We start from the raw sequence: 14,707 nt of genomic DNA on the forward strand, positions 1-14,707 counted from the left end.
CCAATATGCCCGGAAGGATACATTGGTTCCTATCAAGATTATTGTAGGGATTCTGGGCCTCAGGTAAGCAAGCCCTTTTTCAGTCACGACAGGATCCTGATTCACCAGGGAATACAGAAAAGGTAAGATCATATATCCTAAAAGAGCCAACACTAAACCAACAATGGTAGATATAAGGATGCCGGCATTCAGATCGTACCCGGTCAAATGAGCCTTTCCCTCCCCGATCCGCCTTGCTACTAGCGCCTGCACACCAGCACTGATGCCCAGTAAAAACGAAATCAAAAGTAGGAAAATAAAGTTACCGATCCCCACGCTCGCCAAAGCAGCGTTGCCCAACCGACCTACCATTGCAGTGTCGATGAGGCTCATTAGATTTTGTGAAAGCATTCCCCCAACAATAGGTAACGATAAACCAAGTATTTTTTTTAGACGTGACTTTTCGATTGACAGGGTAATTTGAGGCATGAAATACCTGTTACGACCTTTTTGCTTTGATCTCGTGAGCTGAATAAATAAAATAATAAATATCGATTAACAAGAAACAAGAAAATAAATGTCTTTCAAAAGGTTGTGCTGAACCTGAAGAAGAGAATCTAATTAAATACAAGCACATTATAAAGGCCAAAATAGATTCCTACTGAATGACATACCTACCTTTCATTTATCAGTGTTAAATCCGTGTTAATCTGTAGCTAAAAATTATCTTACTTTTATGTGGCGCTTTATCCCCGATAATCAAACCAATTCTTTGTCCCTACCCTGAAACACGATTGATCTCATCCAATTCCCCTTGAGTGGGCTGATAACCTTTACCTGCTTTGTAGGTTTTTAATGATTCTGCAATTTGACTCATAAGATCAGGATTTTGTAACACATAGGAACTTTCATCGTCAGGAAGCTTGACGTCGAAAGGCAAACCTCTGCGCAAAGAGATTAGACTGTATAATATATTAATTACCTCCGAATGTGATATTCCTAATTTACTTAAAATCTCTTCGACGTTGTTTTTTAGTGCTGGATTTATTCGGGCGGTTACCGTTGTTTCTCTTGCCATATTTTTTCTCCAATTTAAAACAATGTAATACTAATGTATAAACAGTTACAACCTTTTGCTCTATGATTTTATCACTGCAACAGATCATTCAACTCCAACAAGCCTAACTAACTCAAGCCATGTGAGCACAGTTGAATCTTATATCAAACTCAGTTTACACTAACCAGTTTTCTAAACTGAGGTTCTCAATTCTATTGAAATGTTTACTGTTACCCGTTATTAATTTCGTGCATTTCGTTAAAACCGTTGCGGCTATTAAAATATCCGCATCTGGAAGCAGGGCACTATTTCTATAAAGATTAGATTTCAATTCCCCAAACTTTTTTAGGATTTCTAAATCAGTATCGATGATATCAATGGATAATAAAAATTCATCTACAACATTTTTGTTCTTTATTTTATTACTCGATCTTTCTGCACCATAATATAATTCACCAACGGTCATAAAAGAAATGGAGACTTGTTCATCGCTACTTAGTCTATTTTCTATTACAATGTTGTTGCCTCATAACAACTCTATGCATATGTCAGTGCCGATAAGAATCACAAATTCACTTCACGACCCAATGTGCGGTTCTCATAAATATCATTAATTATTTCCTGTGTTGATCTTTCATCATCCCATTCATTAGCTAGTTTTTTCCAAATGTTCAATTGTGTTTCTTTGGAGATATTTTTTTTCGTTTTTGCAAGATGATTGACTTCCTCTTGAACCCCTCGCTCTAAAAGTAATAATATTTCGTTATTGAGACTTCTTTTTCCCATTTGTGATAATGCCCGAATCTTCCTGACAATTTTTTCAGGAATATTTCTAACTGTTATATTCATGGTTTTTTCCTGTAAAAGGTCATAGATAATTATATTATAGTTATAAACTAGTTACATTTTAAATATTTGTGAGGATATATTAAGCTCGCATTGTGGCAATGTTCGGATGGTTCACATGACGACCAATCTTCTGATTGTTCGAGTGCGACAATCAAGATGAACAATGCAGCATTCTGTTATCTCCCACCATCAATCGATAGTACCTGACCCGTTATCCATTTGGCATAATCCGAGGCGAAAAAGAGGACGCCATTTGCAATATCGTCCGGTTCTCCCAGGCGTTTCAAGGCTATTTTATCAACAAGTGCTTTTTGTCCGGTTTCGCCATAGGATTGCCACTGTTTTTCCGTGTTGGGATTAGACCTGATAAATCCCGGTGCGATATTATTCACCGTAATCTGCCAGGGTCCCAATTCGTGGGCCAGTTGCTTCGTTAATCCGATTTGCGCCGCCTTGGCAGAAGTATAGGCTTGTATGCCGGTAAGACTGACGCCCAAACCCGCACCGCTGGAAATATTGATAATTCGACCATAACGCGCTGTTTTCATTCCAGGAGCAACAGCCTGGGCAAAATAAAATGCTGCGGAGGTATTGACAGCAAAAACATCTAGCCAGTCGTCTTCGGAAACCTCTTCAAGAGGGCGGCCGACCTGCCCTAACACACCACCGGCATTATTGACTAAAATATGCACCATGCCGGACTCAGCCGAGGCCTCTTCGACAAACTCAAAAACAGCTTTTTTATCCCGAACATCGACAGTGCGGATCCGGCAGTCACCCGAAGTACCCTGACACAGATTCTGGGTTTCCGCCAACTCATCTCCCAAAATATCGCAAGCCCACACCGAAGCGCCACGTTTGGCAAAAGCCAGGCTGATAGCGCGGCCAAAGCCGTGTGCTGCACCGGTTACGATAACGGTTTTACCTGTAAATTCAATCTGCATGATTGCTCTAAAATATGATTTTACAACTGCTTATCTTTCAACCTTCAGTATTTGGTCGATTGGCTTACCTACCTCGTTGATGCTTTCATAGTTTATTCCTAAAATGGTTGCTATAGTACTTGCAATTTGATTTGCAACAATCGGAACGCTATTGCTGACTTCACCTTTCGCTTTTATCCCGGCTCCCCATGCAATCATCCAGGTTTGATCCGTTCCTTCATATTTACTGCCATGATTTCTCCAATTGTCGATTGGATCTGTACCCCTGCCGTGGTCCGTAGTAATTATGAAAACGGTATTATCTTTGTATTGCTCGTCCGACTGAACAAATTCCCACAAATCTTTAACGAAAGCATCCGTTTGCTTCGCCGACTTTAAATAAGCTTCATAATCACCATCGTGAGCAAAGTCATCGGTTTCGCCATAAGCAATATAAACTACATTGGGTTTGTTTTTCTTAATGTATTCTTTAGCATAGTGATGTGTGAATGCGTCATATCTAACCGTATTCCAAATTTTTGGCAACTGACTCTGAATGGTATTCAGCGATCGCTCCATTTCCGTCAGACCTTCACCAACCGCATTTTCAAAGCCGGCATTCACCGGAATTCCGCTTCTTTCTTCATTGATGATATAGGGGAAGACATCCCAAGAACCAAATGCCGCTACTCTGCCATTAAACTGTGGTTGTTCATTGATGATTTCCAAAACCGTTTTATTGGGGTTGTTCATTTTTTTGTTGGAGTCGATTCTCTCATCAACATAACCAACCAATATTTCACTATAACCGGGGTATGAAAAACGATGCGGATTGGATATGCTGACAGCGCTGCCGATAGTCCTATTTCCATAAATCTGGCCTATCTTTTCAATTTCGCTCCAGATAAAAGGCGTCAATTTCTTTCTTCTCATTTTAGTATCATCGTGCCAGAATTCATTTTTGAGTTCCTCAAGATTTCCAACATATTTTTTATTCCCTATCAACAGTGAATCTGCGCCTGAGAACAACTCCTGCCAGCGATATCCGTCCCAGGTAATCAGAAATACATTTTTGGTTTTTTGATCATCAGAACATTGCGTAAAAAGAAACAACAAACCAAATAGTAGTGTTCTTTTCAGCCATTTGATTAAATTTATTTTGAAAAACGGGATAGCTCTATTGGTTTTAATAGCCATATTTTGGACCTTAAATTAGTTAGCATTTAGTCGATCTTCCTCTTCGTCTAACTCTCCCTGGCACTAATTGACATTTTTTATTCTTTTATTAAATAAGTCCGAAATCAACTCCACTCGTTTTCTATTTACCCCAAGATCACTAGTTCCGACTCTAGAACCAGATCGTAAATGAATGATATTTTTAGACTTATCCAGCCTGATTTCCAAATCGTCAACGAAGCTGAAAATAGAGACGGTGAAAGTGAAAGCCATATAAGAATCCTGTTCAGATTGTATTTCGCCTCCCGCTTCTTGAATCACGGCTTTGACCAGATCCATTATTCCTCCTGATTTTTCAACCGGATAATTCAAATGCGAAATGTAATGAGATTTATCTTCATCGAATTCACTATTGACGCAGTTTGGTTTATCAGGACAAGGAGAGAGTCGTCCTGCAATTAATCCCGGAGATTTGCCGTTTTTTGATTGATTCGCGAGAATGTAAAACCGAATCAGGATGGTTACAGAAAGGAGCGCCACAATGATAAGCATTATTTTGGTTATCTTTTTTTTCATGTTACTCTAAAAAAATTATTAGACATTTTGTTCATCAGGTTTGATCCTGTCTAAATATGTATGATTCGGATTGCCATGCATAATTTTTTTAGTTTTGACATTATATACAATATTAAGTGGCTTAAGTCAATAAGTTTATCTGAATTCTTTGTACACACATCATTCGGGGCTGATTGCCACAATGTGGAACCGGGGCATAAGAATTCTGACGGTGACGAATCCGATATTTTGAGTTAAATAAAATATGCAAATCAAAGTAATTCTAAAAATTTTTATATAAATTCACAAACAACTTTTAGGTTTTTAAATCATGATATAGCTCTCTCTGCCTATATTAATGAGACAAAAAGTTGCTTATCCACAAAGAACAACAACAAAATCCCACTCGATTGGCTTGAAGATGAAGAAAATCCGGGTTAAGAAAATGAACGTTCATAAGATTTCCCTTGATTTGTTAAAAACCATTTATTTTATTTCATTAGGCAATCACCCTGGCAAAGATTATTAATCTTTTAACTTTAGTAATCAAACAAGTAAATATTTAGGTAATTTCTAATTTTAATCAACAAGGAGGGCATTATTATGTTTCGGATATTATTTGGCAGATTCTTGCCATCATGTACTATGCTATTGTTGCTCCTTCCCACCTATTCGCCTGCACAGGATTCCAATATTGTCTACCCGATCGAAGAGATCGAACGCAGGCTCGCGCGTGACGATTTTGAGATCTTTCGCTTTAATGATCTTCGGTTTGAAGGTGATATCGGGAAACGAGTCATTCTCAAATACGCGGATGTGAAATATATACAGGCAAAGTGGCGGCGGGCGCGTAAGGGTGGGCATGAATTCAACAATGCGCCCCGCTACGAAATAGCTGCGTATCAAATTCAAAAACTATTCCTGGATGAAAACGAATATGTCGTCCCGCCGACGGTATGCCGGGGATTTCTGATGGAACAGTACAAAAATATTGAAAAGGATGCTCGTCCGACCTTTAATAAACCGGACATGGTCCTCGTCATGCTGCAATACTGGCTGGATGAAGTAACCACTGATGATGTGTACGATAAGAAGAGATTTGATAACGATTCGTTGTACGCAAAACATTTTGCCAACACAAATATCCTCACCTACCTCATTCGTCACTCAGACAGTAACAAAGGCAACTTGCTGATCTCAACAGACAAATCAAATCCCCGGGTATTTTCTGTTGACAATGGTGTCGCATTCAGAAGCGAGATAAGTAACCGGGGTACCAAATGGCGTTCCATACAGGTAAAAAAACTGCCCAAAAAAACCATTGAACGGTTGCGAGGAATTACACCTGAAGTGTTACATAAAGCGTTGGGTGTAGTTGCACAAATAGAAATTAAAAATGGTATCATAAAATCAGCAAAGCCGTCCGAAAACATCGACGCTAAAAAAGGAGTTCGTCGCAAAGAAGGCATTATCCAGCTCGGGCTTACTGAAAGAGAAATCAACATGATTGAAAAGCGGTTAAGAGATCTTCTCGAAAAGGTAGATAAAGGTAAGTACGAATTATTCCAGACATAGCCTTTGATTGGTAATGATGGTATTAGATAAACAAGATTAACAAAACATGAACAGAATACCAAATTACAAGCACTAATATTTCAAATATTTGATTAATGAATTTTAGTATAACTCTTTTTTTGGTTATTGTATTTGAAATTTATTTGTGATTTGTATTTTCAATTATTTGGTAATTTCAATTTTGAGCATTTATACTTGTAGCAGGAATGGCTGTGCAGCCAGACAGAACAATAGGCCAGTATAACATTCTCGAACGGTTTCTGAACCTGCGACGCAGTGATTTGAAGCGTGGTTTGCCTCTTTTTTTCTACCATTTTTTAATCATATCCAGCCTTGTCATCGGGCAAATCGTTCGCGATACACTGTTCCTGGAGCGATTTGAAGCGGTGCACCTTCCCTACGTGGACATGACTATAGCCGGAGTTGTACTGTTTGTGGTTACAGGCTACACCTACTTCAGACGATATGTCAGTTTGTCAACGCTGCAGATAGGAAGCTTATTTGGCTTTGCAGTAATTGCCGGTCTGTTCTGGCTGAGTACCTGGATCTACCAATGGACCTGGCTGTATCCATCACTTTACATTTGGGTAGGAATTCTGGGCGTACTGGCACCAGTCCAGATGTGGATTCTCATTATTCATCTCCTCAGTGTCCGTAACAAACGATTGCTGGGAATTGTAACCAGCGGTGGTATTGCAGGAGGGCTGGCAGGATTTTTATCTCGGGTGATCGTACAACGCTTTGAAGCCGAACACCTGCTCTTTGTCATGATGATTCTTTTAGCAGGGTGTGGGGTGCTGGTAATGTGGATAATACGACAATGGCGCCCGACTCTACTTGAAATGGAGTTTATTGACGATGAGAATCAACCTGATCGTTCTTTGAACCTGCGTAAAAACTATCAACAAATCCGTACTTCATCACATCTAAAAATGATCGCCGCATTGGTCTTTCTGTCAGCGATTGTAACTTACATTGCAGGTTGGCAGTTCAAAGCGATCGCTGCTGATTCGTTCACCATGAAAAATGACTTGGCCGCTTTTTTCGGGACATTCCACGGCTATGTCAGCATACTGGGATTCCTTATTGCTCAAATACTAACACCCCGGTTACTGTCATTTAGTTTGAGTGTCGCCCTGGTGATCCTGCCATCGGTCCTGTTAGCAGGAACTTTTGGCGTCCTCGCCTGGGGCACGCTCTGGTCAATCACATTTCTTAAGGGAAGTGATAAAATTTTGCGTTATTCCATTGAAAAACCGGCTGTTGAATCCCTGTATTTCCCTATTCCACCACAATTGATGACCCAGGTAAAGATGTTCATCGATACAGTGAGTTGGCGCCTGGGAGACGGACTGGCTGCTCTTATTGTGTTTATTTTTGTCACAGTTTTGCATTTAAGCGCTCGACAGATCAGTTGGATTACCCTTCCGCTCCTAGCCGTTTGGTTGATCGTCGTTTTTGTAGCACGGCACCGTTATGTGGAAACCCTGGGTGAAAGTCTGCACCAGCATCGCCTTGATGCTGAACTCTCAACAACACAAACACTGGATCGTACAACCACGGAAATGATCGCAGCCAGGTTAGGGGCTGAAGACAAGGATGAGATTCTGTATGCGCTTAATCTGCTTGGTTCAGAGCAGTATTCAACAGTTCACCCTGCAGTTCGTGATCTTTTAGCTCACCCTGCAGCCGAAGTCCGTGAAAAGGCACTTTCGATATTGAATGCAGCAGGAGACACCAGCGTGATTTCCAGAATAGATCATTTACTGCATGACGAGAACCTTGGGGTACGCACCGAAGCGCTGCTTTTTCTGGCGCATCATACCCAGATCGATCCATTGGAACGTATTCAAAAATTGGGCGACTTTCCGGATTTTACGATCCGTTCAGCCATAATCACCTACCTGGCCCGTTCCGGCGATCCTAAAAACCTTGACCCGGCCCGCCAGCTCCTTGATGCGATGGTGCAGGAACAGGGACCCGATCAACTCCGTACCCGTATGGAGGCTGCTCGATTGATCGGTTCATTACCTGATGTTTTTGCAGAGCAGCTGGAAACCTTGTTGAATGATCCAAATACTGATGTTGCCAGCCAGGCCATTCTGGAGATAAAACCTACAACCACGCCACGCATCATCAGAGCTGTGATGGAAAAACTCGGCGATCCGGATCTTACTGCAAGGGCTGCTGATTCCCTGGGACAATTTGGTGATGGCATTGTGGACCTGTTGTATGAACGATTGCTGGATGCTTCTGTAGCCATAGAGATGAGGCGAGAGATACCGGGAGTTCTACTGCGCATTGGCACACCAAAGGCAAATCAAATGTTGATCGAAAGCCTATTTTCATCTGACACGAAACTTCGATTACAGGTGATCACTTCCCTGACCAGCCTGCAGAGCCGGCACCCAGAATTTGAGCTGGATAACCAAGCAATTGAGACCATACTGGTTGCTGAAATCGTTGGGCATTTCCGCTCGTACCAGGTTCAGGAGTCCCTGGAAAATAATTTGGATGACGATGAGACGATACTTAATGCATTGCAAGAATCCATGCAACAAGACATTGAACGGATCTTTCATTTGATCAAATTGCTTTATCCAAAACATGATCTCCATAGCGCATATTTTGGCATTCAATCGGAAAATGTAAAAGTTCGAGATAATGCGCTGGAATTTCTGGAGCAAATCCTGAAGCCGGAATTGCGCAACCTTTTAGTTCCTGTACTGGATCCGGAAGTAAGTTTCGCTCAACGGGTAAAATTGGCGAACCGACTGATCGGTACGACTATAGAGACCCCTACTGAGGCTATACTCACTCTCCTGGATAATCCTGAGCCCTGGTTAAAATCCTGTGCAGCTTATACGATTGGTATTTTGAATCTAACTTCTCTGGAGGACAAACTTGACGAATGCCTTGAGCATTCCGATCCATTATTGCGTGAAACCGCAAAACAGGCGAAACAACGCTTGCAGCGTTAAGAAGGATGGTTAAACAAAAAAAATTTTAATCGAAAAAAGAGCATCCTGAGTAAGGGCTGTCCAAAAAGCTCGTAAAGAGTCAGTAACACGACATTCACGTCGCCGATTTGAGGCTAGTTTCTCGACATAAATGTCGAGTTACGTATTTCCATGACCCTTTTTGGACAACCCCTTATCGAAGAGCTTAACCTGTATTCCTTAACGTAAATAACTAAAAGCAATCAATTGGTTTTTTGTTTGAGATTTGATACTTAATAGAAACATTAAAGGAATAAATCATGACTACAAATAAATATCTGTTTCGGAAATCCGCGGCTAAAATGATAGTTTTCTTATTGTTTTTTTCGATTACCCTTGTCGGATTTAATACGAACCAATCCTCAGCTCAGCAGAGGCAGGGCATAATCATATTCACACATGTCAATATCATTGATGGCATTTCAGCAGCACCCATCAGCAATGGATGGGTGGTTGTTTCAGACGGTAAGATTGAAAGCATGGGAGCGGGCGAACCTCAAATTCCTGACGAAGCCAAGGTCATAAACCTTCATGGCAAGTATCTACTTCCCGGTCTTATCGATGCACATGTCCACATTCGTACTTTTGATGCGGCTAATCGAGCCCTTATGTCTGGCGTAACAACTGTCCGGAGCATGGGTGTGTCGCATTTTATAGATGTCGGATTGCGTGAGTTGGCAGCATCCGGGAAGATCGAATCCCCGGAAATCCTGGCTGCCGGATATCATATAAGGCCAAAACTGGCTGACGAATTTTTCATAGACATTCCGGCGATGTCTGCCTTGATGGAATCAGAAGTACATGGACCTGATGCAATGCGGAAAATGGGCAAAGTTATGGTAAAGCACGGCGTCAACTGGATTAAGACCAACGCCACTGCACGGGCCGGTCTCCCGAACACCGATCCTCGCGAACCCTATTATAATGAGGCAGAATTAAAAGCTCTCGTGGAAGAAGGAGCCACAAGTAACATTCCTGTTGCAGCACATGCGCACGGCGATGAAGGAGGCCGTGCAGCTGTTCTTGCCGGCGTTCGCAGTATCGAACACGGTACATACTTGAGCAAAGAAACACTCTCCATCATGGTTGAAAAAGGAACTTACCTGGTCCCAACCATCGCTGTAGTTGCAGATTTGGCACAACCGGGCGGAGATTATGATAATCCACTACTTCAGATTCGCGGCAGGCACATGCTGCCGCGTATTCGCCAAACTGCAGAAACTGCCCACAAACTCGGCGTCAAAATTGTGGCCGCAACCGATACTGGTTATCGCCCGGGGAGTGTCCTGAGGCTATCCCAGGAACTTGAAGAGCTGGTTGGCATCGGCCTTTCACCGCTGCAAGCAATCAAAGCAGCAACCAGTCTCGCCGCAGAATTGTTGGGCGTGGATGATCACACAGGCAGAATAGCCGCCGGTTTTGATGCTGATATTCTTGTGGTTGAGCAAAATCCCCTGGAAAACATTGGTGCGTTACACGATCCATTGATCATTGTAAACAACGGCAAGATCGTACTGAACAGAACGGAGTGGTAAGAGGATTTGAAACAAACATCTTCTAACCACGAGATGAATCTCGCGTTACAAATGTAACGTGACATTTATGTCACAGCCACATTCACATAATTCACTTGTTCTGCATTCAAAACCCCTTTCACAATTACAGCTGTTGTCAAGTAATTTCTAAAGTCTAAAACATGGCCTTCCCTATCGCTAATCAAGGCTATTTTTTGCAGTACCTCGTGGGTTGTAGCATCACATTCAATTTCTATAATATCGTCGGTAAATCGGGATCGACTATCGATAGAATCATATATATAAGTATATGCCTTGCCAAGAATTCTACACAGTGCATGGATTAAATCATTTTGTTTTTCAATATAGAAGCCATCGAGATTGTTATGCCTATGAAAACTCGCAGCGCTGCCAAAAAACCGTGGTTTCTCGATGAAAGGGCCGCCATCTTCCGGACAAAAAATATCACAGTTGCCGCAATCATTACAGAAATCAGAAAAATTTGCGATTTGATGGGATGCAGCGATGGTAAAAACTCCTCCTGGCTCCTCGACAACATTCCGATCTTTAATTTTAAATAGTGAATATTCGATTTCAAGAGGTTCGATTTCATAGCTGAAATTGGCGTCATTAGGGCAAACAGGAATACACTTATCACAATTGATGCAGTCAAATAATTTAAGATAGCTGCCAATTTTCCTGGGTGTTTTCACATTTTTCTCATTGCGGTAGCGAGGATCATTATAGATTTTCTGCAAAACATTCTCGGTATTTAATACCGCAGTTGTTTGTACCCAGTTTTGGTACAATGGTTGTAAAATATCATTTATAGGTTCAACTCGTTTTGGATTTATTTTGTTAATTACTTGCAAAAGTTTAGTGAGCGATACATTGTATTTCCCTTCATCAGGAAGACTTTGTTTTTCAATGGAATCCTGCCAGTTTGAATGTGCTAATTCCAGGTAATCCGTTACAGTTGATTTTAAATTCGAATCCAAATCGTTGCCATTCTGAAATAGCATATCCATTGCACCGTCACAAACCAATTTTGCTGATTCGGCCGCATTGCCATTCGAGGCCAGGATAAATTGATCGACATTCATAGCCTTCACTTTTCCCATACTCGCGTGTAAACTCCCCATGTATTTATGCAATCGGCCGTAGCCGCCGGGACGCAGTAAATCCGTACAAGTTGTAACTGGAACCAATCCGCAAGATAAGGCATCGGCAAAATTGCGCTGGTCAATCCCGGCAGCAAAAGATATGGGAATTTCCGTGCCAAATATCTTGCGCCATTCATGTACAAGGGTCATTGCCAGCACATTCAGAGGTTCGCCGGAGAGGTACATGATCTCGTCTTCAAAAAACTCGTTTTGGTTAATGACTTCGAGTGTATTGGAAAACTTGACACCGACATGCCGGCTCTTTTTTTCTGCGATCTTTTGCAATCGTTTTACGATTTCCACACCTTCATCCCAAGAGATGCCATTTTCATATGCATTAGGATTGACCTTAATTTTGTGGTAGCCTAAGCGGCCATACAAAATTTCTTCCAGCTTTTCTTTTCCTAACATGGGAGGATTCATCTTGATGATGACATCGAAATCCATTTCAGTAATGAGAAATTCCACAATTTGTTCGATTTCATTGGCAGGACAACCATGAAAAGTGGACAAAGTAATACTTCCCGACAACTTCGTTTTAAAAGGCAGGTTGCGAAATTCAGAAAATTCAGATGGAATCTGCTCCACAAATCGATCTACCAACCGATCAGCATTCTTCATTGTCGACAACCAATTGCGCACTTTTTTTGTGGTGATGCCGGCCAGATCATAGCCAACGCTGATATCAAAAATGGTTGGTCCTGGATCCGTTTCGAGAATATTAGCAGCCGTCAGAATTTCGATCAGGATATGGGCAGCAACGTATTCGCGCAGAGATTCCTCCATGCGCAATTCCTGGGACCATTCCACATTATGGCCGATATTGCGTACATCTATGCATGGCCGGGAAATTTTTAAGCGGTCAAGGATCTGGATGGTCTTGAGTTCCATGATCCGTGAACCGCCCAACCAGGCAAGAACGATGTTTTGTGCAAGCTGGGTTTGCGGACCGGATGCAGGTCCTAGCGGCGTGGCTGCTTCTCTGCCGCAAAAAGAAACCCGGGTGTCAAATTCTTTTGACTGCTGAAAAAACAATCGTTCCGGTAAGTCGAATATTCTCTTGTTTTTTTCAAACTCCAGGAAAGCACGCTTCAACAGAAGCGGGAACGACATGGGGTATAATTCAGCCATTGGTTAATCTGTATTATTCATAAATTCTGCTACCAAGACTCTAAGACACTAAGATTACATAACTTAGAAGAACTACGATTAAAAACTGAGTTTCTTTCGATTAATTTTATAAAACTTATTTTCTTCTTTTTTTTCAATACTTTGCGCCTTCGAGCCTTTGTGGCGATAAATTGTTCAGGTTAATCGATCTCTGCCATTTTTTGCCATAATCTCCGTGCAACCGGCAGCGCTTTTGCGTATAGCTCTTTGATGTCCAATTTCTGCCATTCATTTTCAAAAATAATCCACTCACCATTCACCATCACACTTTCAACCATGGATGACCGCAATCCGAACAAAAAGTGACCCGCAAGGTTTTCATCAGTCATGGGGGTCGGAGAATCATAATCTAAAATTACCAGATCTGCTGCCGAACCTGCAGTAAAAGAACCGAATGGCAGGTCAAACAGTTCGCTCAATAGATGATTGCCCTGGTGCAGCATTGCCACAATCGTTTGCGGACTCACTCCATTTCGACTATCCTGGTTTTTGAAATAGGCAATCTTCGTCTCTTCGATCATATCTGCCGGGAAACCGTCTGTTCCAATTGCAGCGCGATTGCCAAATTTCTCGATCGAAGCATGACCAACAGCATTATTCATATTGGACCTGGGGTTATGGAGCAACCATGCGCCGGATTTTTGTGCCCAAAGCAATTCAACTTCTGATAAATGAATATTGTGGGCGAATAAGCTTTTTGAATGCAACAGGTTGACTTTTTCCAGGCGCTCAATGATAGAAATGCCATATTGATTCCTTGCGTCATCGACATCGCAGCCATCTTCGGCGACATGAATATGAATTCCTGAATTCATAGAATTGGCTAAATCCGCACATTTTTCTAATGACTCGTCATTCAAAGTGAAAGAAGCATGGCCGCCAACAATACCTGCTGATAATGTGTCTTTCTGTTTTTTCAGGAAGCGTTCATTTTCAGCCAATCCGGCATCTCGTTTTTCCTTCCCTCCCCTATCCGTTGTCTCATAACAAAGCAAACGGCGAATTCCGATTTTTCCCAGGGCATCATCTATAATATCCAATGATCCATCAATAGTATTTGGCGAAGCATGGTGATCGACCAAAGTCGTAGTGCCGCATTGGATGGCTTCCATACCGCCGATAAGAGCGCTGTAGTAAATGCTTTCTTCATCCAGTGCACGATCCAAACGCCACCATACTTTTTGTAAGATCTCAAGAAAATTTCTGGGTGACTCTTTAGGAGGAGGCATCCCTCTTGCCAGCGATGAATAAAGATGCGTATGGGCACAGACAAAACCCGGAAGGATCATTTTTCCATGCAGATCAATGATTTGCTCGTTCGAAGCATTCGGAATTTCCTTCTCAACGACAGCTATCTTTCCATCAACAATCCTGATATCTCTTTTTTGGATGGATGGAGGTTGCAGGCAAGTTAATAATGCGTTTTTTAGAATCATTGGCTTTTGAATTTATTGAATCAAAATTTGGATTTAGGAATAAAGAATAAAACAGATTTTAGTTTTAAGCCAAAGGAATTTTGAGTGAAGTCATAATTAACCAGGATAATTCACAAACTTCATAACTGATTTATAAAACTGTCATTCCCGTCCCGCCTGGGGCGGGATTATCGGGAATCTTGTTACACAGGCCACATAGATCCCCGATAAACATCAGACTGTCCGAGAATCGGTCTTGTCACTCCTGCAAGCTTTAATCAAAAGTTCATTTTGTGCTTAACTAATGCAAATAGACCCCCGATTAAAGCGCT

At 41.7% G+C, this 14,707-nt stretch carries 12 protein-coding genes; 3 read left to right on the forward strand and 9 right to left on the reverse strand.

The window, feature by feature from the left end:
• The 7 genes from IIC38_12970 to IIC38_13000 form a co-directional block, all read right to left on the reverse strand.
• On the reverse strand, window positions 1–468 hold a 468-nt coding region (locus IIC38_12970), incomplete at its 3' end, for an MATE family efflux transporter (GenBank protein ID MCH8126854.1).
• 289 nt (window positions 469–757) lie between these two features.
• Window positions 758–1,057 (reverse strand): type II toxin-antitoxin system RelB/DinJ family antitoxin, encoded by a 300-nt coding sequence (locus IIC38_12975; GenBank protein ID MCH8126855.1) that lies wholly within the window; start codon window positions 1,055–1,057, stop codon window positions 758–760.
• 154 nt (window positions 1,058–1,211) lie between these two features.
• The gene (locus IIC38_12980) at window positions 1,212–1,553 is read right to left on the reverse strand and encodes a type II toxin-antitoxin system VapC family toxin (protein MCH8126856.1); all 342 of its coding nucleotides are present in this window, start codon (window positions 1,551–1,553) and stop codon (window positions 1,212–1,214) included.
• Window positions 1,554–1,600: 47 nt separating this feature from the next.
• On the reverse strand, window positions 1,601–1,885 hold the full coding sequence (locus IIC38_12985) for a hypothetical protein (GenBank protein MCH8126857.1): 285 nt from the start codon (window positions 1,883–1,885) through the stop codon (window positions 1,601–1,603).
• A gap of 176 nt (window positions 1,886–2,061) precedes the next feature.
• A complete protein-coding gene (locus IIC38_12990; protein MCH8126858.1) occupies window positions 2,062–2,829 on the reverse strand; it encodes an SDR family oxidoreductase in 768 nt (255 codons plus the stop codon).
• Between the two features lie 30 nt (window positions 2,830–2,859).
• Complete coding sequence (locus IIC38_12995; protein ID MCH8126859.1) at window positions 2,860–4,005, reverse strand: sulfatase-like hydrolase/transferase; 1,146 nt, start codon at window positions 4,003–4,005, stop codon at window positions 2,860–2,862.
• A gap of 63 nt (window positions 4,006–4,068) precedes the next feature.
• Complete coding sequence (locus IIC38_13000) at window positions 4,069–4,560, reverse strand: DUF1499 domain-containing protein (protein MCH8126860.1); 492 nt, start codon at window positions 4,558–4,560, stop codon at window positions 4,069–4,071.
• Window positions 4,561–5,142: 582 nt separating this feature from the next.
• Here IIC38_13000 and IIC38_13005 point away from each other — a divergent pair.
• From IIC38_13005 to IIC38_13015, 3 genes are all read left to right on the forward strand, one after another.
• Window positions 5,143–6,114, forward strand: a complete 972-nt coding sequence (locus IIC38_13005; GenBank protein ID MCH8126861.1) for a hypothetical protein — start codon at window positions 5,143–5,145, stop codon at window positions 6,112–6,114.
• A 212-nt stretch (window positions 6,115–6,326) separates the two neighbouring features.
• Entirely contained in the window at window positions 6,327–9,095 is a 2,769-nt protein-coding gene (locus IIC38_13010) for a hypothetical protein (GenBank protein ID MCH8126862.1), read from the forward strand.
• Window positions 9,096–9,373: 278 nt separating this feature from the next.
• Window positions 9,374–10,648: an amidohydrolase family protein gene (locus IIC38_13015; protein MCH8126863.1), complete on the forward strand. Its 1,275-nt coding sequence runs from the start codon at window positions 9,374–9,376 to the stop codon at window positions 10,646–10,648.
• Window positions 10,649–10,713: 65 nt separating this feature from the next.
• Here the strand turns inward: IIC38_13015 and IIC38_13020 are convergent, their stop codons facing one another.
• Together IIC38_13020 and ssnA are read right to left on the reverse strand one after the other, a co-directional pair.
• Window positions 10,714–12,921, reverse strand: a complete 2,208-nt coding sequence (locus IIC38_13020) for a glutamate synthase (protein ID MCH8126864.1) — start codon at window positions 12,919–12,921, stop codon at window positions 10,714–10,716.
• 179 nt (window positions 12,922–13,100) lie between these two features.
• Entirely contained in the window at window positions 13,101–14,396 is a 1,296-nt protein-coding gene (gene ssnA / locus IIC38_13025; GenBank protein MCH8126865.1) for a putative aminohydrolase SsnA, read from the reverse strand.
• Window positions 14,397–14,707 lie beyond the last annotated feature (311 nt).

Source organism: candidate division KSB1 bacterium, assembly GCA_022566355.1.
Classification (GTDB): domain Bacteria; phylum Zhuqueibacterota; class JdFR-76; order JdFR-76; family DREG01; genus JADFJB01.

What these genes read in the sequence shown, in the direction of transcription:
- IIC38_12975 (MCH8126855.1), bottom strand. Translation starts at nt 1,057, where the DNA reads ATGGCAAGAGAAACAACGGTAACCGCCCGAATAAATCCAGCACTAAAA.
- IIC38_12985 (MCH8126857.1), bottom strand. Translation starts at nt 1,885, where the DNA reads ATGAATATAACAGTTAGAAATATTCCTGAAAAAATTGTCAGGAAGATT.
- IIC38_12990 (MCH8126858.1), bottom strand. Translation starts at nt 2,829, where the DNA reads ATGCAGATTGAATTTACAGGTAAAACCGTTATCGTAACCGGTGCAGCA.
- IIC38_12995 (MCH8126859.1), bottom strand. Translation starts at nt 4,005, where the DNA reads ATGGCTATTAAAACCAATAGAGCTATCCCGTTTTTCAAAATAAATTTA.
- IIC38_13000 (MCH8126860.1), bottom strand. Translation starts at nt 4,560, where the DNA reads ATGAAAAAAAAGATAACCAAAATAATGCTTATCATTGTGGCGCTCCTT.
- IIC38_13005 (MCH8126861.1), top strand. Translation starts at nt 5,143, where the DNA reads ATGTTTCGGATATTATTTGGCAGATTCTTGCCATCATGTACTATGCTA.
- IIC38_13015 (MCH8126863.1), top strand. Translation starts at nt 9,374, where the DNA reads ATGACTACAAATAAATATCTGTTTCGGAAATCCGCGGCTAAAATGATA.
- IIC38_13020 (MCH8126864.1), bottom strand. Translation starts at nt 12,921, where the DNA reads ATGGCTGAATTATACCCCATGTCGTTCCCGCTTCTGTTGAAGCGTGCT.
- ssnA (MCH8126865.1), bottom strand. Translation starts at nt 14,396, where the DNA reads ATGATTCTAAAAAACGCATTATTAACTTGCCTGCAACCTCCATCCATC.